Below are 23,916 nucleotides of genomic sequence, written 5' to 3' on the forward strand. Positions count from 1 at the left end.
AAAGTAGAATACATGCTAAGTAAGAGTATGTTGGAACATGGGTATTGTATTTAAAAAATGATACTTACATTGAAATTGCTTTCAAACCGGCAAGGTGACCTTTCCGGCAAATAATTTTCACCAAAACTACTACACCTATGAAGAAACATTTTCTGTTAAACATGCTCTTGCTACTGCTGTGCCTTGCCCCACTGGTAGTGCAGGCACAAACCACCGTCACGGGTACCGTAACCGATGCAGGTTCTGGCGACGCATTGCCAGGGGTTAGTGTGGTAGTGCCTGGCACCACCGTCGGCACTACCACTGGGGGCGATGGCAAATACAGCATCCAGTTGCCTACGCGGTCGGGCAAGCTTACTTTTTCATACCTAGGCTATGCCTCCGAGACTTTTGACGTTACACCGGCCGTGAATGTGCTGAACGTGGAGATGCAGCAACGCCTGACCAGCCTCAGCGAGGTAGTGGTAACGGGTTTGGCTACCACCGTAAAGCGAACCAATGCAGCCAACGCCGTTTCATCGCTCAACACCCGCGAGATTACCGGCATTACCACGCCACAAACCGTGGATGGGGCTATTAGCGGCAAGCTGGTAGGCGCTAACGTTGTTTCTAACTCTGGTGCCCCGGGTGGGGGTATGGCCATGAAACTGCGTGGCATCACCTCTATTTTCGGCAATGCACAACCGCTCTTTGTAGTGGATGGCGTGATCATCGACAACTCCTCTATTTCGGCCGGTTTGAATTCCGTGACGAATGCAGCTGGCGGAGGTAGCTCATCTACCCAAGACAACGCCTCAAACCGTATCGCAGACCTGAACCCGGCTGATATCGAGAGCATCGAGGTGCTGAAAGGAGCCTCTGCCGCCGCAATTTACGGTTCGCTGGCCTCTGCAGGCGTGGTGATCATCTCTACAAAGCGAGGTGCTGTAGGCAAAACGTTGGTAGACTTTTCGCAGGATATCGGGGTAACCACCATCAGCAACAAACTGGGCATGCGCACTTTTACCGAGGAGCGGGCCTTTAAGTCTTATAAAGAACAAGGGCGGCAGCTTTTCCTGGAGGCGCAAAACCAGAACCGATTTATAGATTACGAGGACGAGCTTTACGGCAACAACGGGCTGCTGATCAACTCCAGGCTCAACGTGAGTGGCGGTAACGAGAAAACCCGCTTTTTTGTGGGAGGTTTGATTCAGGACGAGGAAGGCATTGTGAAGAACACTGGCTATAATAAGAAGTCTATCCGCTTCAACCTCGACCACGTGCTTTCAGACCGCTTCGACTTCAGCCTGTCATCCAACTACATCAATTCCTCCGCCGACCGTGGCCTGACGAATAACGACAACGCCGGGGTTTCCTTTGGTGTGGCGCTGTCATCCACGCCAAACTTTATAGACCTGCGCCCAAATGCCGATGGGATCTACCCGAACAACCCGTTTGCAACCTCTAACTTCCTGCAAACCCGTGATCTGATTACGAACAATGAGGCGACCAACCGCTTTATCGGTGGCTTTACCTTGAACACTAAGTTGCAGGATAGCGACATCAGCCATACCAGACTGGTGATCCGGAGCGGACTCGATTTTTATAACCTCCGCACTACGGCCCTGTTTCCAAACACGCTGCAGTTCCAGATCAAAGGACCGACAGCTACACAGGGTGCTTCTATTCAGGGAAGTGCCTATAACCTGAATACCAACTATGCGGCGTTTTTAGTGAATAACCTGGACCTGGCAGACAATAACCTGACCCTGACCTCTACGCTGGGTGCTACCCGCGAGAACTTCAACCAGGACCAGATCCTGAACGTGGCAACACAGCTCATTGGCTCTCAAACTAACCTCGACCTGTCGGGTGCAGTGGATGTAAGCCAGAACAGGCTAATTGTACGCAATAAGGGCTTGTTTTTCCAGGAGGAGGCCAACTACCGTGATCGCATCATCGCCACAGCTGGTATCCGTTTGGACAAGTCTTCTAACAACGCCAACGAGAACGAGTTTCAGGCTTTCCCGAAAGCATCTGTTGCTATTAATCTGGGTAATTTCGATTTCTGGAATTGGGATGAGATAAACCTGTTTAAGGTACGCGTAGCTTATGGGGAGTCAGGTGGCTTTCCGCCATTTGGGGCTAAGTATACCTCCTTCGCGCCTTTCAACATCGGTGGCATGGCCGGGCTGATTCCGCCGGTGCAGCGGGGTAACAGCGGCATTGAGCAGGAACGGCAGAAGGAACTGGAGGCAGGTCTGGACTTCGCCTTGTGGGACAACAAGATCATCTTTGAGGGTACGGTATACAACAAAACGGTAACAGACCTCATCCTGGTGCAGAACGTGCCAAGCTCTTCCGGTTTTTCTGAACGCATCGTGAACGGTGGCGAACTGCAGAACCGGGGCTTAGAATTGTCGGTGAATGCAATACCGGTAGAAGCGCCGTGGTTAAAGTGGAATTCTCGTACCAGTTTTTGGGTAAACCGGTCTGAGATTACGGAGTTAGATGTGCCTGCTTTCCCGCTGGGTGCATTTGGTAACACGTTCGGTACTTTCTTTATAGAAGAAGGCAAATCAGCCACACAGATTGTAGGTATACGCCCTGGTGAAGGTGTCGTGAAACTAGGGGATGCGGCACCCGATTTCCAGATGAACTTCCACAACTTCTTTACTGTCAAGCAAAACCTGACCTTTTCGTTTTTGCTGCACTGGAAGCAGGGCGGCGACAACATCAACCTGACAGAATTGTTGACAGACCTGGGCGGCACCTCGCCCGATTATGACGATGATGATGATGGGGACGGCATCACAAACGCACAGGAGCGCATCAGTTCGCTGGGTGTGTCTGCCGAAACATTTGTGCAGGACGCCTCTTACCTGAGGTTGCGTGAGATTGGCTTGTACTATGATGTGCCGGTACCTACCCTGCGCTCAGTTTTTGGCAATGTCGTGCGCAACCTGAAAGTGGGTGTGTCGGCTAACAATGTGTTCGTGATCACGGATTATCGCGGCTACGATCCAGAGGTTTCCAACTTCGGGGCCAACGGGCTTTCCACTGGCGTGGACGTAACGCCATTCCCTGCCTCCCGCAGAACCTTCTTCCATTTTGTAATCGGCTTTTAACTTAACGCTACGCAGATATGAACAATTTTCTCAATAAGCTAAAATATAAGCAGTTGTTAGGTGCTATGGCCATCATGGTTGCCCTGCCAGCCTGCGACATCGATAATATTCCGGATCCCAATAACCCGACACTGGAGTCGGTAGAGGTAAATGCCTCCATCCCGTCGCTCAATAACCTGGTGGCAGGTACCGAGGCAGCCATGCGCATCGACTTAGGTACCTACTATGATGATGTGGGCGTAGTAGGCCGTGAGTATTACCGTTTCTCAGGTTCAGAGCCGCGTTTCACGTCAGACTTGCTGGGAGCAGAAGATGCAGTGCTGGATAATAACACCTTTTATACTACCCGCCCCTGGGGCTCGAGGTACCGGGCTGTAAAGGGGGCCAATATCCTGATCGCATCTGCCAGCAACACAAACCAGATTGACGAGGCGCAACAGAACGGCTACCTGGGGTTTGCCAAGACCATCAAAGCGCACCAGCTGCTCATGAACCTGACGCTGATGAATGAGAACGGGATACGCATTGATGTGGCTGACCCAGATAATCTTGGCCCTATTGTAGGGCGTGAGGCTGCTTTAACGGCTATCGCGGCACTGCTCGATGAGGCAAGCGGGCACCTGAACAATGCCACGTTCCCGTTTACCTTGTCTAGTGGGTTTGGAGATTTGGCAAGCACGGCAGGTGTCGGGCCGCAGGAGTTCCTGAAGTTTAACCGTGCTCTTGCCGCACGCGTGGCTATTTACAGCCAGAAATTCCCGGAAGCCCTGCAGGCGCTGGGTAGTTCGTTTTTCGAACTAAACCAGAACTTTGACAAAGGGGTATACTACGTATTCAGTACCGCCTCAGGCGATCAGCTGAACCCACTGTTCTTGGGCCGGAATGCCACAGGCGACATCCGTCTGGCAGACACGCTGTTTGTGAAAGATGCCACCCCCGGCGATGACCGCCTGCAGAAAGTGGCCCTGCGCACTACACCTGCCACACAAAGCAACCTGACCGGCTATTATGATGTAACGGTGTATGATTCTAACACGGATGCTATTCCGATCATCCGCAACGAGGAGCTAATCCTGATTTATGCCGAAGCCAACATCCAGACCAATAACTTCGCGGAGGCTATCAAGGCGCTGAACCTGATCCGGACCGGGCATGGCCTGCAACCGTATACGGGTGCGCTAACCCAAGCCGCTTTGATCAACGAGATGTTGTACCAACGCAGGTACTCGCTTTTCTTTGAAGGGCACCGTTGGGTAGATATGCGCCGCTACGGCCGTTTGGATCAACTACCCTTATACCGCGCAAAGGACAACGTTTGGTCAAGCTTCCCGATCCCTTTCAATGAAGGAGCCTAGGAATGTTAGGGTTACATTAAAACAAAAGCGGGAGACTATCATTAGTCTCCCGCTTTTGTTTTAGGCTCTCCACCGATGGCCGCAATTATAGCACTCATAACGTATGCCAAAAAGGGGCTGCAGCAAGTAAGCACGTTGCATGGTGTTGGTGGAGGCGCAGCGTGGACACTCCGCGCCTTTTTCTTTTGGAGCGTCGGGGTCATAGGGTGCCAGGTCGATGGTATCGTAGTCGAAAAGCGTATCGCCCTGCCAAATCTGCTTTAAAATGGCTTTAGCCTCCTCTACGTCGTTTTCAGTTACCTTTAGCTTCACGCCTCCCACAGCCACGGAGTAAAACGGGTGCGCCCCCACAATGTGTTCATCACCCAGAAAGCACAGGATACCCTCTGCCTCCAGGCGGCCTTTCAGGATGTAGGCCTCTGTAACATCATTGAACGTGGCAATCGTGATTAGGCGCTCAGCCATAAGGGGTAGTTCGCTATTGTTTTTTGGGAGGAAGATCGAATGCCTCGGCCTCGTGCTCAAAGTGGCCCTTGTGCGACCCATCGCAGAAAGGCTTGTTTTTAGACAGCCCGCAACGGCAGATAGACACCAGTTCGCGTCCGCCCAATCCGTAAGGCTTGCCGTTTTTATCTACAATCTCAAAGTCATCGCCCTCTACACGTAATGATCCGTTGTTGTTTACAGTGATTTTCGTTTTAGCCATAGTATGATATTCTGGTAGTGATAAAATAAATGAGTGTTCAGGTAAAGCACGCTGCCGTACCTGCCTCCGAAACAAATATAGTCATTTGGCCGGACACTTACCCCCATACGTAGAACAGTACCCTATAGAACAAAATCGGCTCTGAACTAAATGCCCAGAGCCGATGAATGATACCGTAAAATGCTTTAGAAGCTTAGTTGCTGTACAGGAAACTGTAGGCCTGGCGCTTACCCGACGGGCTCACCACGCTTTGCGTAAGCGGGTAACCGCGCTCATCGTAGGTATAAGCATACTGGTATTGATAAGTCTTGCTGCTGCTATGCACCACTGCCGTAGAGGCTACCATGTTGTTTGGGCTGCTGGCAACCCCAGGTTCTGCCAGTTGGTGGAAGGGGTTCTGGTTGTTGTCGTATGAGTACGTGGTAGTGGAGAATAGGCTGGTCTGGCCCTTATCGTCTACCACGTACTGTTTCTCTGAGACATAATTGCCATTCGGCAGTACCTCGTACACGGTATAAGACTTCAGTGTGGCGTCTTTCTTGTCACCCTCTACCTCAAACATCGATTTTTTCTGCAGGTGGTTCTGCTCGTCGTATGAGTACGTGGCGTAGGCGCTATACTCTACCTTGTCACCGTTGAAGTACAGCAGATCTGTTTTCGTGAGCAAACCATGGGAGTTGTAGGAGTGCTGCTGCTCGGAGAGCACACGCTGGCCTCCGGCGGCATAGGCTATCGTTTTTAGGATCTTACCGCTGCCATCCCGCTCAAACCGGTCATAGCTTTCTACCTCGCCGGATTTTTCGTCGAAGTGGTTTACCTGGCCCAGTTGTTTCCCGGAAAAAGAGTAAGAGGTTACTTTTGCAGAGTCTGCCAGGATGTGGGATATCATACCCTGTTCAAACTCCGGGTTAACAGATTCCTGCTCATTTCTGTCGCAAGAACTTAGTGCTACCACGCCGCAAAAAAGCAGGGCGGGCATCCATCTGTTTTTCAAATTCATTTGGCTAAAAGTTGAATTGTTGAAACATGACCTGCCTGGGCAGGTTTCAGGGAGAACGCCAATTGTAATTTAATAATTGCACTGTTTTTGAAAAAAAGATTGTAGCAAGCGCAGTTTACTTATCTTGTTAATTATTAAGTATCTGTAATTTAGCGTGTTGCAGTATTTGTTTATGCCTGCCTGACACAGTAAAATAATTTCCATTAGGCTGTAAATATGAAAAATTATATATTTGCTAAGCGCGCATTTTAGTTCAGGCTGGCGCCTTGTGCAATATTCAGTAACTCATCGCCGGCATCAATATCATGGCGCAGTTCTTCTTTGTAGTTTATGGTTAGCCTGATGGACTTCAGGCCGGGTACACCGGGCAGTTCCTCAACCTCCAAGTGCTCCACTTCCTCATGGATATAGCCTTCCGACTGCAGAAACTCGATGTAGCGCTGGTACTCTGCCGCATCCTTTTGCTGGGTATACACAATCGCGATCTTGTTCGGCTGCGTCAGGCGTTCCTCGGTGCCGCGCACTGTGGCCTTGTCGATACGCTTTTTAATGATTTCGTAGCGCACGTTGTTGGCCCCATCCACGTCAAACTTCTTCTCATCAAGCCTGAACCTGATCGAGATTGGGTCGCTGTGTACCAGGATGAGCTGTGTTATCTCAAGGGGCAATTTCAGGTTTGCACGCAGCTTATGGATGCGCCGTGCAATCTCGCAGGTAAGCATTAGCTGCCACAGGCGCATGTTTTTTAGGTAAATCGGTTCGTAATCGCCGTTGTTAAGCAGCGAGGAGCCGATGTAAATGTTATACTCTAGCCCATCGGTGCGATACTTTTCAAAGTAGTGCGGGAACAACTGCTGGGCTTTTTCCTCCTCCCGCTCCAGGAACGAAGAAATCGTTTCGTTGATGATGAAAAGGCTTTCCTCGTATGCGCGCCGCTTGTTGTATACCACCTTGTAAGGGTTGTTAATAGCGCTGCGGTATGTCTGGATGGCAGCCTGGGCACTGGGGTGCTTTTTATAGAAATGGTCGAACAGCGGCTCAATTTCAGAGCGCAGAAAGTCCAGCACCTGCACCTCGTCGCCGCTTCCCAGTTCGCTCAGGATGTGCTGCGAGAATTTATCGATCTTATATACCAACTCATCGAGAATGGAGAGCGGCAGGCTGTCCTTCACCGCTAAAATCACCTCTTTGGCCAGTACCAGTTGCTCCAGCAAATCGCCCTGAATGGCCTTGTTTCGCTCAGTAGCGGACCCCCGGATATCGGAGGCACCGTAAAGCGGGAAAATTTCCCGGAAAATGATCGGCTCTATCTCAGAGCTCACATTACGGTCCATTTTATCAAGCAGGTTTACCGCGGCCTTCGTGAAGCGCCACTCCACAATGGGGTGAATAGCGGTGTACTTTTCTTTGATGATGCTTTGGATGCTGCTGCGCAGCTCTTCCAGGCTCCGGTTGATCGCCAGGGCAAACAATGGGAGGAGCTCCTTTAAGCGGATCGTGGAAAGCGCATTCAGTTCGCCGGGTATGGGCGAGGCGAGTTCCATCAGGCCGATGGTATGGCCGTCATACTCCAGCGGGGCGATGATCAGGTTGCGGATGCCTTCGTTCAGTAGTTTTTGTTCAATGCGGGTCGGGTTAGGGAACACTTTTAGGTCTTCCACCACAATGGTGTTGCTGCGCTTCAGCACCGGCTCATATATGGATTGGTTCAGATCGTTCAGCAGAATGTCGCAGTCCTGGGTCAGCACAAGGCCGTTCCAAATTTTGCGGGCATAACTAGTGTCAAATTCCTGCAGGGCGGGGCAGGAGGCAAAGCCCAGCCTGATGTCGGGCAGACCGAACAGGATCCGCATTTTCTGCTGCAGGTTCAGGAACCCTTCCTCGGTGCTCACTGAGCCACGGTCCAGCAGGTCGAACCGGAGCGAGGAGATAGTCTCTTCGTTGGTCACCTCCATAAAGTCGTAAATGGCAAAGCCGGAGAACTCGAAATTTTCCGGGGGCAGCTTCATCATCCAGAGGTCCAGGTCGTTATAGCGGTTGATAAGGAAGTTTATCTCCTGCGCTTTCATCTCCTTGATCTGGCCTTTAGCCTTTACCTCCATAAACTTCAGGTCGATGACGAGCTTGTAGTGGCGCGGCAACCCTGTGAACTTGTCTTTGATGGTGAAGATAAAGGGCTCGTCGATGCTGAAGTTGGCGTTGTAAAACTTATCGAGGATGAGGGTATAGGCGGACAGCGTAAGCCGGAAAAGCAGTGTCTTGAGCTCCAGGTTCAGTTTTTCGGTGTCGTTGCCGCCATTCAGCAACTGCAGCTCCTCCAGTTTGGGCGTGGCATAGAAGCTCTTGAAGTGGAAAGGCACTACCGCAGCCATCAGCTCGTTCTCCCACAGGGCGCTCGGAAAGATGTCTTCCATCAGGATGTCCACCGTGTCCATGTACTTTTCAATGATCGACACGTCTTCTATTGTGCTGGATAGTTCCGGGGTGTTGCGCAGCAGGTCGGCTAGCTCTCGTACGCGGGCAGCATTGCAGCTCGGGTCGTTTTTCTCCTTATTCTCCCAATACGCAATGAGCGGCGACAGGCTGAGCGATGTTTTGAAGGGGAATTCCTGCACGCTCAGAATGATGTCGTCGTTGTTAGAGATCGAAACGACTGTCTCATGGAAACTGCCTTTATGGGTTTTGCTCATATCAATGCCTGGTTGGGTGAAGTAGTATGGTAGCAAAAGAGGCACTCAGCTTTTTGCCGTTGCATAATAAACGAAGTTTAGCTATAAATGATGGTGCCATAAAAGCTACGGTTGTATTAAGTTTGTGTCTGGGGTATTTCAGCAGCAACGCCCTTTTTAAAAATAACGGACAGCTGAAGGCTTTTGGCATAGTTTTTACGGCAAAGGCTACCGATAGTTCAACAAAGCAAAACAAGATAACGATGAAAAATATGAAGCAGTGGCTTTTGGCATTAGTGTTTACCCTGGTAGCCATGGGCGGCGCCCAGGCGCAGTCGAAACTGGAGCAGGACCTGGCCGAGTTCAGAGCCTGGATGCAGCGCCGTTCGGGGCAGGCTGACAGCACCATCCGCAAGGAGTGGCCCAGCGTGAAGCAGGAGTACAAAGACCTGACCTATGGCCTGAACCAGAACAGCCAGAAGCTCTCTGCAGAATCCAGAGAGGAGTATGACGGGATGAAGCTGCGATACAAGGAGTGGGAAGTACGCAATGAAAGCGAATCAGTAGACCTGGACGGGAAAGAACTGGAGCGCTGGGAGCGCCAACTGACCGGTACCACGCACATCGGCCGCATGAAGGCTTCCCGCTTGCGCGATGCTTACGTGCAACTGTTGGACTACACACGCCAGCAACGCCGCAACTGGAGTCTGCGCGACTGGGAGTATGCTGAGTTTGTGTTCGGTGAACTGAACAGCCGCAAAGCAGAATTGCTACGCCAACTCAACAGCGGCGATAAGATAAAGATTGCTGCCCTGCAGGTAGAGTTTGCCTCCCTTAAAAAGAGCCGTGAGGCCAAAGACGCCTACGAGCACATGCGGGAGACAAACCGTTAATTTCTCGTCGCTTAGATGAGGCAGCCCCGATGGTTACCAAACCTCCGGGGCTTTTGCTGTTATAGACAATCGCTTTGCTTTGCCTTTGAGGTTATGTTTATACCTACCATTCGCTGCCTTGCTTAACGGTTTACTCCTTGCAGGATTGCTGCCGGAGGTATGGCGCGCTTTGCCGCTATGTTGATAACCTGGTGGGGAACTTGTCTATAAAGTACTTACGGGCTATACCGGAAAAGCCGTACTTTTGTATTCTGAGTTAGATTAAACGACACCTTATCATGCACATTGCAATCGTCGGCAACATAGGCGCCGGCAAAACCACCCTTGCCACCAAGCTTGCGCAGCACTTTAAGTGGGACTTATACCTGGAGGCCGTTGATAATAACCCTTACTTGAAGGACTTTTATGAGGACATGGAGCGCTGGGCCTTCCATTTGCAGGTGTTCTTTCTGAACAGCCGTTTTAACCAGGTGCAGCAGATCCAGTCTAAGACGGGCAGCGTGATTCAGGACCGGACCATCTATGAGGATGCGTTTATCTTCGCAAAGAACCTGCACCAGTCGGGCCTGATGAGCTCCCGCGATTACGAGAACTATTACTCGCTGTTTGAGTCGATGATCAGTATGGTAAAGGCCCCTGACCTGATGATTTACCTGAAAGCGGACCTGCCGAAGCTGATCGGCCAGATCGAGAAGCGCAACCGTGATTACGAAAGCAGCATCAGCATCAATTACCTGCGCAACCTAAACGACCACTACAACAGCTGGATGGGCGATTACAAATTGGGCAAGCAACTGGTGATAGATGTGAACAACATGGATTTTGTGGCTAACCCGGAAGACCTGGGTCATATCATTGAGCGCATCCAGGGCGAGCTATTCGGGTTGTTTTAAAGTAGATTGATGGGGCGAAGGAGAGAGGCCATGTAAGTATAAAGCATGGGTAACGGAGGGAGGGGCAGTGGCTTCTCCCTCCGTTTTTTGTGCGCCGCTTCGAGGCACGGCTGCTGCTGGATGGGGGGAGCAGCTGCCCATACCTTGCTTGAGTGGCGTTAATTTTGCTATCTTCATCCCATACCAAAACTACTCTATACATATGAAACCACGTCATCTCCTTTTTGCCTCGGCGGTAGCCACAGCCACTTTCGGCTGTGCCAGCAACACCGACAGCACTTCCGAAGCAACAGCCACCGCCGAAGCCGCAGCAGCAACAGACGGCCTGCAGCAGAAACTGGACATGTACACGGATGTGCGCCTGACGGCGGATCTGAGCCACCTGAGCGCTCAGGAAAAGCAAATGATTCCGCTGCTGATAGAGGCGGGCGACATGATGAACAAGCTGTTCTGGTACGAGGCCTATGGCAAAAAAGACTCTTTGATGAGCGCCCTGGGCTCTGATGCGGCCAGGCGCTTCGTGGAGATCAACTACGGCCCCTGGGACAGGTTGAGCAACAACGAGCCTTTTATACCTGGCGTGGGTCCCAAGCCGGAGGGCGCTAACTTTTACCCAACCGACATGACCAAGGAGGAGTTTGAGCAGGCAAACCTTCCGGACAAAGCCAGCCAATATACATTTCTGCGTCGCAATGCCGCTGGAAAGCTCATCACGGTGCCTTACCATGTGCAGTTTGAGCAGGAAGTAAAGCGCGCCACAAGCCTGCTAAAGCAAGCCGCTGCCCTGGCAGAGGATGCCGGCCTGAAGAAATACCTGAACCTGCGCGCCGAGGCCCTCCTGACGGACAATTACCAGCCAAGCGACCTGGCCTGGATGGATATGAAAAGCAATAAGATCGATGTTGTGATCGGGCCAATAGAAACGTATGAGGACAAGTTGTTCGGATATAAGGCAGCCCATGAGGCCTATGTGCTGATCAAGGACATGGAGTGGAGCGACAAGTTAGCTAAGTATGCCGCTTTCCTGCCTGAGTTGCAGCGCGGCCTGCCGGTTCCAGCCCAATACCGCCAGGAAACCCCTGGCACCGACTCCGACCTGAACGCCTATGATGTGGTATACTATGCCGGCGACAGCAATGCGGGCAGCAAGACCATCGCCATTAACCTGCCAAACGACGAAGAGGTGCAGCTGAAGAAAGGCACCCGCCGCTTGCAGCTCAAAAATGCCATGCGCGCCAAGTTCGACAAGATCATGGTGCCCATTGCGAAAGAGCTGATCGTGGAGGACCAGCAGCAGCACGTTACCTTCGATGCCTTCTTCGGCAACACCATGTTCCATGAAGTGGCGCACGGCTTGGGGATCAAGAACACGATCAATGGGAAAGGCACTGTGCGCGAAGCACTGAAAGAGCACGCTTCGGCGCTAGAAGAAGGAAAGGCCGACATACTGGGCCTTTACATGATCACGCAGCTACACGGAAAAGGCGAAGTGACTGGTAGCCTCGAGGACTACTATACCACGTTCCTGGCCGGTATTTTCCGTTCGGTACGATTCGGTGCGGCAAGTGCGCACGGCAAGGCTAACATGGTTAGGTTCAACTTCTTTAAGGAGAACGGCGCCTTTGAGCGTGATGCGCAAACCGGGCGTTACCGCGTGAACTATGTAAAAATGCGCGAGGCCATGAACAAGCTATCAGAGAAAATCCTGACGCTGCAAGGCAATGGCGATTATGCTGGTGTGGGAGAGTTGCTGAACAAGCAGGGGCAAATCAGCCCGCAGCTACAGGCAGACCTAGACCGCCTGACAAAGGCCAATATCCCGGTGGATATCGTCTTTGAGCAGGGCCCCTCTGTTTTAGGTTTAAATTAGCCTAGCTGTTATTTATATATAATAAATTGATTTATAACAAGTTGTGCTCAATAAGGCTGCCGGTAAATTTGAAATAATCCTAAAGAGTTAAATTATGTTAGTTAATGGGTTGCATCAGTTTGGTGTAGCCCATTAATTTTTTAGTGAGAAGTGGCCTTCAGCATGTGTTATCAAATTCGATGTTATCCGGCCGATAACTTAATCACTTTGATGTGAGTATCTTATGTTTGTTGATAACGTGTTAATCAAATCATTCATATTAAAAAAATCACTCAATGAAAAGCTTTTATGATTTCAACAGGAATAACCCAGAGGAGCGCCTAAAGCAGAATGAGCTGTTTCCGGAGATGGCCCTTTTCCATATTGCCCTGCGCGAGGAAATGGGCGAGGAAGAGTACCAGGCATTCTACAGGGCAGAACAAGAGTCAGCTAAACTCATCAAAGCCCCCATTTATCATCAAACCACACCTACATGGGCAACTGTTTAAACCATCGCAAACCAACCAAATAAGAGGCAAGCAGTATAACTGACTTGCCTTTTATTTTGACCATACCTCCCCAAAAATGCTTTCTCTGCTGCGGAACCCTGATTCTGCTACAATTGCTACAACTGCTCCAGAGTTAACGCTGCGCCTTCTTCACCAACCAGCGATCCAATAGCCACACCCATACCCCCCAGCCGTACAGCGCAGCTAATTCGGTTAGACACATGTTGTACCAGGGTTGTTTTCTGATTGCCCACGCCCATAATGCCACTCCAACGCTGTTCTACTTCAAAAGGCGTGTCTGGCAGAATAACCTCCCGCAAGAGTTGCTCCAGTTTGTGCTGCACCAGGTCAGTCAGGCCCAGTTCCATGGTTTCCTCCGCCTGAAGATCCAGGTTGCGGCCACCGCCAAACAGCACGCGGTTGCCGATGTTGCGGAAATAGTAATAGCCCCGGTCGTAGTGGAAGGTGCCCTGTATGTGCAGGTTAGGAATCGGTTTGGTGACTAATACCTGCGCGCGGGCAGGCACCACGGGGAGTTGCGGCAGCAGTTTGCGGGCAAAGCCGTTTGTAGCAATCAGGGCCGCCTTGGCTTTGATGGTAATATGTTGTGCCGTGAACGCGGCAAGGTGAGAGGCCTCTTCCTCCAGCTGCGTCACTTCCAGGCCATTTAGCACCAGCACCCCAAGCGCCTGCACCTTCTGGGTGAGGGCTACAATCATCTTACCGGTGTCAATCTGGCCCTCGGCGGTGCTTACCAACAGGTGTTGCACGCCCTTAAATCCGAACGAGCTGATCTTGCTGTCCGCGTTTTGGAATACTTCCGGGTCGCCGGTTATGCGGTGCAGTTGCCTGTTAAGGTATGGAAGGCGCTCCATGCAGGTTTCGTAAAGGCACTGTTGCTGTTGCTCGAACAGTTCATACCCGCCCCAGCGGTGATAATCCAGGGCGGCGTCTCCTAAGTTCTGGCGCAGACGCTGTAGCCCCTGCCAGCGGCGCTCCACCAGACTGAAAACCGCTTCATCGGAGAGGTGGGCCAGGTCGTCCAGAAGCTCTGAAGGGCTACCGAAGCAGGCAAACCCCGCGTTCTTGGAGCTGGCCCCTGTCGGGAGCAGGCCTCGTTCCAGTACCATTACCTTCAGGTTCGGTTGCTTTATTTTGAGCGAGAGGGCCGCATTGAGCCCTACAATGCCGCTGCCGATAATAAGTACATCCAGGTTATTGAAATAGGCTTCCTGTTCCCAGAAACTGAACTGCATAGTTTACACGTCTTCCCTAAAGTAAGGATGGGTATAGGTGCGGGCCGTGTGCTCGTCCATTGCTTCAAAGTGAGTCAACATGACTTCGCGCTCGCCATTGTTCAGGCCCTTCACAAACTGGGCATCCGGCGTTTCGTAGATCGCGTAGTTGTGCCGCCCGAAGGGGTATAGGTTGTTGCTTTTCAGGATAACGGCATGGGTTAAATCAATCTGCCCCTCCGGTGTTGTTACGATGTATTTACTCGTGCTCATGTGTTTTCAAAATTTCAGCCAATATAGCACTAATTTCTTCTGCTCTGTTCATTACCATCAGGTGTTTGCCACCCGGCACCTTTAGCAGTTTTTCCCGGTCGTGCAGGGGCAGCACAAGGTCTGCTGTGCCATGAATGTGAATAAGCCCAGGGATAACTTCCGTTTGCGGCCATCTGATCAATTGCTCTAACGCCCAGCGCAGGTATGTCTCGTCTATCGTCCTGAAAATGTCGCGCAGCAGCTGCTTCTCGTACCGGGTTATGGCCCCAAAGAATATGGGGGCCAGTGGGTAGGTCTGCTGCATCAGTTTAAAGGGAAGCCAGCGGTGAAAACGGGTTTTGCCAAGCAAGCGGTAGTACCAGGGCAAAGCATGGCGGGTGGCAAGGCTGGAAATGATGATGACCTGGTGCGGCTGCAGGATTTTGGCCAGCTCAATGGCTGCCATACCCCCATACGAGAGGCCAACCAGGATAGGGTTCGGGTCCGTGATTTGCTCTTTCAGCCGCTCAGCGTATCGGTGCAGGGGCTCACAGGGGTGCTCGGGGGCAATCCACTCGAGGTGGTGTAGCTGTAGGTTTGCCGGGAACTCCAGAAACTTAAACATCCGGCTATCTGCCCCTAGACCACTTATCAGGTAAACGGTACGCATGTAAGGCTATACGCAGAAGCCCTGACTTGTTATATCTTCACCTTTAGCAGATCTTCTACGGCATCTACCGGGAAAAAACGAATGGTGATGCTGTGCTTGATAATAGCCAGGGAGGTGCTGATAAAGTAATAAAACCAGCCGGAGATGCCGAGAAACTTACATCCGTCTTCCAGGAAGAAGCGCAGTCCTGTAGGAATCTGGAGCAGGAGCAATTCTGTTACCGCCGACAGGGCCAAGAAGAACAAAGCGCTGTACAGGGCCAGGTAATTTGTAGATAGTATTTTATAGGCAAAGCAAAACAAGAAAGCTAAGATGAGGACAGAGTATGTCAGAAGTACTAACGGCGCTTGCATACCCCATTGCGGAAATACGTCTGAGCGAAGCAGGAAAAGATCATCTAACAGTAACAAAGCAGTGAGCAGACCAGCGTAGCGGAAAAAAGGCGTGTAGGAGTAAAGTTTCCAACTGCGGAGCAGCACCACACTCAGCAGGCAGGAAGTTACAGTGGCAGCCCACATCAGGATGCCTATATTCGAAATAAGCCCGCGATAGAAAACACCATTGGCTACTGTATCCGCATCTGACGTCAGGTCAGAAAGCTTGACTACTGGCTGCAGGTAAGCAGCAACCATAAGTAACAGTGCCGGGGCATACACAACCAAAACCTGAAGCGATTTGGACTCAGTGGGAATTAGCGCCTTTGATGTCTGCATAATCAATAAAATGTTATATTATTAATTAAAATGCTGATACGGGTATATGTATGTATTAAGTTATGATAATATTATGATGAATTTAAATTTCGTCCATTCAATTGTATCCATTTTCTGAAGTAAATTTAATAATTAATATGCAAAAAATATAATTACTTATATAAATTATAACTATTTATAGCTGGATCTGTCTTGTGAGGTTTAAACCTTGGATTATTTCTAGGATAAATTATTTTCTATAATTTACTTAATTTTTTTTATAATAAAACGGCGTTTCAATCAAATTTTAATGATTTTTCAAAAAATGCTGCATAAGGACATTAAATATCACGCTTTGATATCCTGCACCTGAGTATGTTGCTGAGACTTGAATGGCCTGTAGATGTGAATTGCTTCTTTGAAAATGCGTAGTGAGGTGAGATTAAGTTGCAGCGGGAAGTAAGTATGCCCGACAAGATAAACATGCAACATGCTGCTGGCAGCTAACCAAGTGAAATAGACGTGATAAGCTTCTCTGGATATTGTACAGCTTGAAGCAAATGCACCAAGCCCACTGAAAGCCTTTGCCTTCAGTGGGCTTTGTTGCAGTGGTGATGAGAACAGTTTTAAGCTTCGAAGTCGGTGCGGGGTGTGCGACGCGCCTCTTGTTCGTGTAACCCACCTGACTTCCACGCCGTGGTCCAGCCCCCTCCAAAGCTTTCGGTAATTTTACCTTTTACCAGGCTAAGCCCAATCACGGCGGCACCCACCAGCATGTCGTTTAAGATGGGAGATGTTTCCTGATAGCCCAATACCCAGGGAGCGAGCAGCAGCCAGGCCCCAAGGGGCAGGTTGTACAGTCGAACTGTCCGCGTCGCTTCCCACCACGAAATAACGGCAAACGAAGCGATGATCGGGCCGACGATATGGTCGTTGTCAGTGGCCGCGCCATTGAACCCTAGAATAGCGGGGGAGGCCATCAGCCAAATCCCCAATAATGCATTTATAACCTGTGCCCACATATTAGATCACCTTTCCTTGTACCTCCTTGTATCCCCAGAATATTTTCCAGAGTGATACATTGGCATTTTTTGCACGCTTCATATACTGCAGGCTCGCCAGCATCTCGTCCATGGCCGGTCCGATCATGATCACGGAAATAGCGGCGGAAGTGAGGCAGAGTGTGCACCAGGCATCAAACATAACAGGCTGGAGCACGACTAGCAATATACTGATGAAGCCAAGCGGACCTACCGCCAAGCCGAACATGATCACGATCCAGGGCATGGTGCGCCACCGACGGACGCCGCCGATCACCCCTGTCAGGGCATCAGCCAGGTAGCCAATGGCTCCAAGGGCCGCATCAGGTATAGGTAACACCTTCGATACGCTGGAGGTCAGAATCTTTCGGCTGTCGTTGCCAAAGAAGGGCTCCCATACTTCCTCGATTATCTTCAGTTGAAAAAGGGCCATGTAAGAGGCAATGAGAACACCGACCATTGCCATGATAACGATAGGCATACGCTGCCCCCATGCAGCCGGGTTGTAACTCCACCCTGGCGGGATATCTTCTTTTTCGCTCATACAGGAAGGCTCGGTTATATGGTTTTGTAGTTTAAGACATTACTACGTGCCGCTGCTTCTTGCGTTGGGTTGAGGCACCAGCGCTAATCCAAAGAGGGTGTGTATGGGATTGATTAATAAGGTATAACGGGAATTTTGTATTTGCAGGAGGTACTGCCATCAGCCCCTTAAATATCAGAAATGGAGAGGGAATTACGTCGTTGGAATCAGCTGATTGGGAGAGGAAACGGGACGGTTGGTATAAAGGATACGCAAACCGGCAACGCTACTTTGTATAACATAGTACTATATACAAACAGATCATCATAATTTTCACGTTTAAAAATATATCGCTATGAAAATTCTCATCATTTTATTCGCATCATTTTTTGGGTTTGGGTTAGCTGTTAATGAGACTGTTCGGGTAAATGAAACAGCCCCAGCAACCAGCAAGCACACAGTTGTAACAGCTGAGGAAATGGAAGCCCCTGTAATGGAGGTAATGTTAGATACGGTAGAAGTGACAGCCAGCCGCCAGGCAACAGCATGGGTCAATTAAGCCAGAGAGAAGGTTAGCTGACGCTTGCCGGGGTACAAGTACGCAGCCAGGCTTCGGCGCTCGCTCTATCATTAAAGTTTTCGATGAAGAAATTAGGGGCGAGGCGCTGGTACATATTCCGGGCAGACAGTTTACTGAACATGTCGGTGGAATAAACATGGGCCAGACAACGGAGTCCGGACTCGTATGCTTTCGGGAACCACTCAAACTCCAGCCAGTCAATGGCCTCGTCCCAATCACCGGACACATCGAACTTGTCGTTTATCAGCTTGGCCACAGGTGTCTTGCGCAACAGCTCCAGATAAAGCCTGCCTGCCCGGATCACGTCCTCGGAGGTGATATGGCCTGTCCATCTTGCCTCAATGTATTCGGAAGAGTATTTTAAGGTCAAAAACAAGTCGCCCGGCATGTGGCTGAGTTGTGCGGGGGCTGGCCAGGCAGCTACTAAATCATCGAATTCCGTTACCACTGTTGCCATCTATTAAGCTCAAACACTATTAAAACCATTATCCACCTGTCTATACAGGTAAAGATATAAGAAGGGCAATCCCAGCATCAGGCCAGGTTAGGAGTAGCTCGGTTGAGTAGAAGTACCTTTAGTATGAAAATATACGCATTATGCCAAGGCTTGTTAAAGTGCTATACCGATAAAGACGCCGTCTGGCCTAATTTCTACCGGGTATGTTTTGGCTTGGCGACTGCGGTACTCGCACTCACGTCCGTTCTGCAGGTTATACCGATAACTGTGCCAGGGGCAGATCACCTCATTCAGGTAGTTGGTGGTGCCTTTGCTCAGGGAATGGCCAAGGTGCGGGCAGGCATCCTCCACGGCAAAGAAGCCCGCTGCCGTGTGGGCAAGGCAGAGGGTATGGCCCGCCAGTTCCAGTTGGTGTAACTTGCGGAGGGGCACCTGCGCATTGGCATCCTGGGCAGAGTCAAACACTTTATGCCAGCTATAAGTTGGGGGAGTTGTTGCCATATAATCAGTAGCTAACCCGGATTGCTTTGGCATAGCCCTGCACGGGCATCGACTCCAGCAGGTCGCCTTCAAACCAAGCCTCAATCTCGTGTCCTTCGCGCAAGTCGGCGACATTCAAATGTTTTCCGGTTGTGTCTTCTATTCTTGTGTTTTCATCGATCCGAATGGTGGCATCAGGATAGTCTGCTTCCAGGCCTTCGATGGACTTCACCATTACAATAGCCTTGACAGCGCCGTTGTTGCTGGCCGAACGTTGGATGGTGCTGATATAGCCGTGCACGTCGGGCAAGGTAGATGGGATGCGCTTCGGCTTGTCGCTGCAACTGAAAAGCAGCAGCAGAGGCAACAGTGCGCAGAGTATGAAAATCGGTCGTTGTTTTTTCACTTAGAGGGCAGTTAATGATCGGTTCAAAAAGTCATGTAAAGGTTTTACCCGTTTGTACAGTAGCAGTATACGGGGTATAAAGTCTGGCGAGCAAACTTCCTCATCTGTAAAATAGTGCAGCACCTGAAAGCCCTTTTGCCGCAGCAGGTCAATTTCCGGATGCGCCTTGTCATAGCCTTTGGGTGCGCCTTTCAGCTTTTCGCCTTGCAGGCTCCCAAACGTCTCTGCAAAGTCGGGCTGCATTAGGATACGCGACAACTCGCCGGGGCTATAGTCTATTTCTTCCCGTATCAACTCAAGTTGCCTAGGGCCGGGCTTCCGGATACCGCCTCCTATCCTTGATTTATTGTTAGGCTCCAGTACCAGTACGTAATTTGCAAACGGAGAATGGCGCCCTCCCGCCGATATCCCTGCCCCTAAATGCCCTTTGTATACAGCAGCACCTTTTCCGGAGAAGTCATTCTTGTTGATGCGGAACATACATGCGGCCACAGGCACATCCTGCAAGCTGGGGTCAAATTGCTGCAGCGCATCCAGCAGTATCTGAACAGTGGCGGCAAAGTTGGCTTTCACCTGCTGGTACTCTTCCCGGTGCGCATCCATCCAGGCCTTGGCGTTATTGGCCTGCAACCTCCGTAGGGAAGAAAGTATGGCGCGGTTATCCGGGTTTGTGCTCAATGTAGCTTAGTGTTTAGGTGTTTTTGATTTAAACCAGATAACACCAATCGCGATGAGAACGGCAAGGACTATCAAAAGTATAAATGTCATAGCTTCAGTTTGTAGTGATACAAGTGCATATGCTATCATACTATAGCGCCCGCCCCCATGTTGCATATAATTTGCAGCGGGAGGGCGGGCGCTATGTAAGGCTATACGGACTTGTTAGGTTCAGGCTACGCGCAGGTAAGAGTCTCCAAGCAAGGATTTCCGGATTTTCACTTCTGATTCGTATTTGGCCAGGTAATCACCGCTGGCAGATTTTTGGGTTACCGGCTCCAGTAACTGCACTACTTTCGAGCGCTTCCCCACCGTGATGACGCCGATGCCCCGTTGCTTGCAGATGGCCAGCAGGTGCTTAGCCAGGGCATTGTTCCGGAAAGTCAGGCTACTGATGGATAGTCCCAGCCATTGCTCATCGGCTGGCAGGTGACTGAAATGCTGCACTAAACGGGTTACTTTACTTTTCAGGATCTTTTTCGCTATCAGGGTGTGCGCTGCAAATACTACCAGGCCCGTCAGAAGGCCAAAGGCAAGCGCGTACCACCATGGCCACTGCAGCATTTTCCAGCCCGCCAGAAACGAGGCCGCCAGAAAAAGGGCACCTGTCAGAAAGCGTAACCTGCTCAGGCCTTTAGCCTTGTAGTGCGTAAGCAACTGCACGAGCTTATCAGAATGACTTGTGCTGAGGGCGGCAATAAACAGCGTTTTCTCGGGTGTTAAAAAAGAGAAAATACCATCTGCCTTGTAGCCTTTTTTGGTCTTCTCATCCTTATCCGTCAGGATAGTGGTAGCACCCGTGCGGGTTGCATAATAGGTTTGCAGATAGTCGTAGGCAAAGTCCTCTATCCGGCTTTCTTTGTGTTTTGACATATAACACCAATAAATTTAATACTCGGCTACCGTTTTGCAGCTTAGTACATTAACAAGGGATATTTTGTTTTAACAGGTGCAGGCCATATATCTCAAAACAACACTTGAGTCTTATAAACTGCAAAAATAATGTAAATAATCGGGTGCTAGTTAAATATAGGGTAATTACTCAATAAATTAAATTTAATTTAAAAATATTCATAAAAATATCAACTTATAGGTATGTTACCTGGCCAGGTGCTTTCCGGCGCATGCACACACGCACTGGAGGTTATCCAAAAGCAGGTGTTGTATGGCTTTGTAAGACCTCCGTTTGTAGCAGCTTTGCAGATTGCCTTACTATAGCTCAGGTTAATTTTATAGATTTACGGTAGAAGCGTATCGTCAGATTTTAAAGCTACGGCGTACCACAGAAAAAAATAAACATGCAAGCAGCTCTCAAGTTCATCCAAAGCCGTCTTCCCCTTTTCTTCGGACTCATGTTATGGCTGCCTGCTGCCTGGGCGCAGGCACCGGCCAAACCACATGCGGCAAAGGTGCTGCAGGACCTCAAGAAGTTGAACGTGCTGGGTTCAGTGCTGTATGTGGCTGCCCACCCCGATGATGAGAACACCCGCCTGATCTCCTACTTCGCCAACGAAAAGCTCTATAATACCGGCTACCTGGCCGTAACGCGCGGCGACGGGGGGCAAAACCTGGTTGGGCCGGAGATCCGGGAAGGCTTGGGCATTATCCGCACGCAGGAACTTTTGCAGGCTCGGCGCACGGATGGCGGGCGACAGTTCTTTACCCGCGCCAACGACTTTGGCTATTCCAAAAACCCGGAGGAAACCTTCACGATCTGGGACAAAGAGCAGGTGCTGGCCGACATGGTGTATGTGGTCCGCAAGTTTCGGCCGGATGTGATGATCACACGCTTTCCGCCGGATGCGCGTGCCGGGCATGGCCACCACAGCGGATCCGCCATACTAGCGGCGGAGGCTTTTGAGGCAGCCGCTGACCCGAAGCGCTTTCCCGAGCAACTGAAAGAGGTGACGGTATGGCAACCACGGCGCCTGCTTTGGAACACTGGCGTATGGTCGTTCGGGAGCCAGGCTGAGTTTGATAAATATGTAACAGAGCTCCTGAAAATAGAGGTGGGAGGGTATAATCCGCTGCTTGGCAAGTCATACGGCGAGTTAGCCGCCGAGAGCCGCAGCATGCACAAAAGCCAGGGCTTCGGGTCTTCGGGCGCGCGTGGCTCTGCCATCGAATACCTGCAGTTCACGAAAGGCGACAAAGCGTCGAAAGAGCTTTTTGAGGGAATAAACACGAGCTGGGGCAGAATAAAAGGCGGTGATAAGGTGCAGAAGCTGATCCAGAAGGCAATCGAGCAGTATAACCCGGCAGCTCCGGCTACTATTGTGCCTACCTTGTTGGCTGCCCGCAAAGAGCTGGACAAACTTCCGGAAAGCTACTGGAAGCGCGTAAAGCAGGAGGAGTTGCAGGATGTGATACAAGCGGCGATGGGTTTATACCTGGAGGTGACCGCCAACAGCTATGCCGCCGCACCAGGCCAGCCCGTTTCATTTCGGGTAGAAGCCATCAACCGGTCTGCCATACCTGTATCGCTCCAGAGCGTTCGCTATAGCTTCGCTTCGAAAGACACGACCCTGAACAAACCGCTGGCTGATAACCAATCGATCGATTTTGAGGCGAAAGCCACATTACCTGCCACCCTACCTTACTCGCAGCCCTACTGGTTGCGCAAGCAAGGCACATTGGGGATGTATGCCGTAGAAAGCCAGCAGGAAGTGGGGATGCCGGAGAATGTGCCTGCCGTGCAAGTCACTTTTACCCTGCAGGTGAGCGGGCAGCCACTGCAACTCACGGTACCAGTCGTATACAAACGCACCGACCCGGTGGAAGGGGAAATCTACCGCCCGTTCGTGGTGACGCCTCCGGTGTTTGTGAACGTGCGGGAGAGTGTTTTCATGTTTGCCAACCAAGAGCCAAAGCAGGTACAAGTGCTGGTGAAGGCCGGCAAAGAAGACCTAACAGGCAATGTGCACTTGCAGCTGCCAAAGGGCTGGCGGGCCGAACCCGCTCAAGTCCCGTTTGCCCTGAAGGCAAAAGAGGCAGAGCAGCTGGTGTCTTTCAAGGTATACCCCCCACAGCAACAGCAGGAGGCAACTCTGCAGGCCGTGGCAACCATCAACGGGGAATCCTATACACAGGGCTTGCAGGTGATCGATTACAGGCACATCCCGGCGCAAGTCGTTTTGCCTGAGGCGACAGCCAAAATCGTGAAGCTAGACCTGAAAAAGAATGGGCAGAACATTGGTTATGTAATGGGGGCGGGGGATGAAGTGCCGGCCAGCCTGCAGCAGATCGGGTATAACGTAACCCTGCTGCAGGAATCCGATATGCGCCAGACCCGCCTGCAACAGTTTGATGCCATTATCCTGGGGGTAAGAGCCTATAACACCGTAGACCGGCTGAAATTTTACCAGCCTGCCCTGCTGGAATACGTGAGAAACGGTGGTAACCTGATTGTGCAGTACAATACCAACCACAGCCTCGTGATGCCGGATATTGCGCCATACTCCCTGCAGCTTTCCCGCGAGCGGGTAGCAGTGGAAGATGCCGAAGTGCGCCTGCTCAAGCCAAACCACCCGGTACTGAACACGCCCAACAAGATCACGCAAAAGGATTTTGAGGGCTGGGTGCAGGAGCGGGGGCTTTACTTCCCAAGCGAGTGGAGCCAGGAGTATGAAGCCATCCTATCGTCGAACGACCCGGGGGAGCCGGCCCGTGAGGGAGGCTTGCTGATTGCGCCATACGGCAAAGGCAATTACATTTATACCGGTTATTCCTGGTTTAGAGAGTTGCCGGCTGGCGTGCCGGGCGCTTACCGCCTGTTTGCGAACTTAATCTCTTTGGGCAAAAACAGCGGCTCCGGTTCGTCAACCTCTAAAGCCTTCGGCCAATAACGTATAAGCCTCCGCGTAACAGAACAACAACCTCAACC

23 protein-coding genes are annotated in these 23,916 nt (G+C 51.0%); 8 read left to right on the forward strand and 15 right to left on the reverse strand.

Going from position 1 to position 23,916, the window contains the following annotated elements:
- The first annotated feature begins 137 nt into the window (after positions 1-137).
- Positions 138-3,107, forward strand: coding sequence for a SusC/RagA family TonB-linked outer membrane protein (locus ACXYMU_RS15595; RefSeq protein ID WP_458987344.1), 2,970 nt, complete (start codon positions 138-140; stop codon positions 3,105-3,107).
- A gap of 17 nt (positions 3,108-3,124) precedes the next feature.
- Complete coding sequence (locus ACXYMU_RS15600) at positions 3,125-4,462, forward strand: RagB/SusD family nutrient uptake outer membrane protein (protein ID WP_458987345.1); 1,338 nt, start codon at positions 3,125-3,127, stop codon at positions 4,460-4,462.
- A 60-nt stretch (positions 4,463-4,522) separates the two neighbouring features.
- Here the strand turns inward: ACXYMU_RS15600 and ACXYMU_RS15605 are convergent, their stop codons facing one another.
- The 4 genes from ACXYMU_RS15605 to ACXYMU_RS15620 form a co-directional block, all read right to left on the reverse strand.
- Positions 4,523-4,927 carry a putative signal transducing protein gene (locus ACXYMU_RS15605; RefSeq protein ID WP_458987346.1) on the reverse strand — a complete coding sequence of 135 codons (405 nt, stop codon included), beginning with the start codon at positions 4,925-4,927 and terminating at the stop codon, positions 4,523-4,525.
- A gap of 13 nt (positions 4,928-4,940) precedes the next feature.
- Positions 4,941-5,168, reverse strand: coding sequence for a CDGSH iron-sulfur domain-containing protein (locus tag ACXYMU_RS15610; protein WP_458987347.1), 228 nt, complete (start codon positions 5,166-5,168; stop codon positions 4,941-4,943).
- Positions 5,169-5,361: 193 nt separating this feature from the next.
- Positions 5,362-6,168 carry a hypothetical protein gene (locus ACXYMU_RS15615; protein WP_458987348.1) on the reverse strand — a complete coding sequence of 269 codons (807 nt, stop codon included), beginning with the start codon at positions 6,166-6,168 and terminating at the stop codon, positions 5,362-5,364.
- Between the two features lie 248 nt (positions 6,169-6,416).
- On the reverse strand, positions 6,417-8,858 hold the full coding sequence (locus ACXYMU_RS15620) for a GAF domain-containing protein (protein WP_458987349.1): 2,442 nt from the start codon (positions 8,856-8,858) through the stop codon (positions 6,417-6,419).
- A 242-nt stretch (positions 8,859-9,100) separates the two neighbouring features.
- Between ACXYMU_RS15620 and ACXYMU_RS15625 the strand changes: the two genes are divergently transcribed.
- The 4 genes from ACXYMU_RS15625 (at position 9,101) to ACXYMU_RS15640 (ending at position 12,981) form a co-directional block, all read left to right on the forward strand.
- A complete protein-coding gene (locus ACXYMU_RS15625) occupies positions 9,101-9,730 on the forward strand; it encodes a hypothetical protein (RefSeq protein WP_458987350.1) in 630 nt (209 codons plus the stop codon).
- Positions 9,731-10,008: 278 nt separating this feature from the next.
- Complete coding sequence (locus ACXYMU_RS15630) at positions 10,009-10,623, forward strand: deoxynucleoside kinase (RefSeq protein WP_458987351.1); 615 nt, start codon at positions 10,009-10,011, stop codon at positions 10,621-10,623.
- A 202-nt stretch (positions 10,624-10,825) separates the two neighbouring features.
- Entirely contained in the window at positions 10,826-12,493 is a 1,668-nt protein-coding gene (locus ACXYMU_RS15635; RefSeq protein WP_458987352.1) for a dipeptidyl-peptidase 3 family protein, read from the forward strand.
- A gap of 275 nt (positions 12,494-12,768) precedes the next feature.
- On the forward strand, positions 12,769-12,981 hold the full coding sequence (locus ACXYMU_RS15640; protein WP_458987353.1) for a hypothetical protein: 213 nt from the start codon (positions 12,769-12,771) through the stop codon (positions 12,979-12,981).
- 116 nt (positions 12,982-13,097) lie between these two features.
- Here ACXYMU_RS15640 and ACXYMU_RS15645 read toward each other — a convergent pair whose 3' ends face one another.
- The 6 genes from ACXYMU_RS15645 to ACXYMU_RS15670 all read right to left on the reverse strand — a co-directional run bounded on the left by ACXYMU_RS15645 (position 13,098) and on the right by ACXYMU_RS15670 (position 17,414).
- Entirely contained in the window at positions 13,098-14,237 is a 1,140-nt protein-coding gene (locus ACXYMU_RS15645; protein ID WP_458987354.1) for an NAD(P)/FAD-dependent oxidoreductase, read from the reverse strand.
- Positions 14,238-14,240: 3 nt separating this feature from the next.
- The gene (locus tag ACXYMU_RS15650) at positions 14,241-14,489 is read right to left on the reverse strand and encodes a hypothetical protein (RefSeq protein WP_458987355.1); all 249 of its coding nucleotides are present in this window, start codon (positions 14,487-14,489) and stop codon (positions 14,241-14,243) included.
- Positions 14,476-15,138 (reverse strand): alpha/beta fold hydrolase, encoded by a 663-nt coding sequence (locus ACXYMU_RS15655; RefSeq protein WP_458987356.1) that lies wholly within the window; start codon positions 15,136-15,138, stop codon positions 14,476-14,478. The genes ACXYMU_RS15650 and ACXYMU_RS15655 overlap by 14 nt, the downstream gene beginning before the upstream one ends.
- A 29-nt stretch (positions 15,139-15,167) precedes the next feature.
- The gene (locus ACXYMU_RS15660; RefSeq protein ID WP_458987357.1) at positions 15,168-15,851 is read right to left on the reverse strand and encodes a hypothetical protein; all 684 of its coding nucleotides are present in this window, start codon (positions 15,849-15,851) and stop codon (positions 15,168-15,170) included.
- Between the two features lie 605 nt (positions 15,852-16,456).
- Positions 16,457-16,852 carry an SPW repeat domain-containing protein gene (locus ACXYMU_RS15665; protein WP_458987358.1) on the reverse strand — a complete coding sequence of 132 codons (396 nt, stop codon included), beginning with the start codon at positions 16,850-16,852 and terminating at the stop codon, positions 16,457-16,459.
- Between the two features lies 1 nt (position 16,853).
- Positions 16,854-17,414: a vitamin K epoxide reductase family protein gene (locus tag ACXYMU_RS15670; RefSeq protein WP_458987359.1), complete on the reverse strand. Its 561-nt coding sequence runs from the start codon at positions 17,412-17,414 to the stop codon at positions 16,854-16,856.
- A gap of 334 nt (positions 17,415-17,748) precedes the next feature.
- Here ACXYMU_RS15670 and ACXYMU_RS15675 point away from each other — a divergent pair, with 334 nt between their 5' ends.
- Positions 17,749-17,952 (forward strand): hypothetical protein, encoded by a 204-nt coding sequence (locus ACXYMU_RS15675; RefSeq protein WP_458987360.1) that lies wholly within the window; start codon positions 17,749-17,751, stop codon positions 17,950-17,952.
- 13 nt (positions 17,953-17,965) lie between these two features.
- Here the strand turns inward: ACXYMU_RS15675 and ACXYMU_RS15680 are convergent, their stop codons facing one another.
- The 5 genes from ACXYMU_RS15680 to ACXYMU_RS15700 all read right to left on the reverse strand — a co-directional run bounded on the left by ACXYMU_RS15680 (position 17,966) and on the right by ACXYMU_RS15700 (position 20,906).
- On the reverse strand, positions 17,966-18,430 hold the full coding sequence (locus tag ACXYMU_RS15680) for a hypothetical protein (protein WP_458987361.1): 465 nt from the start codon (positions 18,428-18,430) through the stop codon (positions 17,966-17,968).
- Between the two features lie 153 nt (positions 18,431-18,583).
- Positions 18,584-18,931: a Rieske (2Fe-2S) protein gene (locus ACXYMU_RS15685; RefSeq protein ID WP_458987362.1), complete on the reverse strand. Its 348-nt coding sequence runs from the start codon at positions 18,929-18,931 to the stop codon at positions 18,584-18,586.
- Between the two features lie 4 nt (positions 18,932-18,935).
- Positions 18,936-19,316, reverse strand: coding sequence for a DUF3221 domain-containing protein (locus ACXYMU_RS15690; protein ID WP_458987363.1), 381 nt, complete (start codon positions 19,314-19,316; stop codon positions 18,936-18,938).
- Complete coding sequence (locus tag ACXYMU_RS15695) at positions 19,317-19,994, reverse strand: DUF2461 domain-containing protein (RefSeq protein ID WP_458987364.1); 678 nt, start codon at positions 19,992-19,994, stop codon at positions 19,317-19,319.
- 210 nt (positions 19,995-20,204) lie between these two features.
- The gene (locus ACXYMU_RS15700) at positions 20,205-20,906 is read right to left on the reverse strand and encodes a hypothetical protein (protein WP_458987365.1); all 702 of its coding nucleotides are present in this window, start codon (positions 20,904-20,906) and stop codon (positions 20,205-20,207) included.
- A 425-nt stretch (positions 20,907-21,331) separates the two neighbouring features.
- On the opposite strand from ACXYMU_RS15700, the gene ACXYMU_RS15705 reads away from it, so the two are divergent.
- Complete coding sequence (locus ACXYMU_RS15705; protein ID WP_458987366.1) at positions 21,332-23,878, forward strand: PIG-L family deacetylase; 2,547 nt, start codon at positions 21,332-21,334, stop codon at positions 23,876-23,878.
- Positions 23,879-23,916: the final 38 nt, after the last annotated feature.

This window comes from Pontibacter sp. CAU 1760 (genome assembly GCF_054482735.1).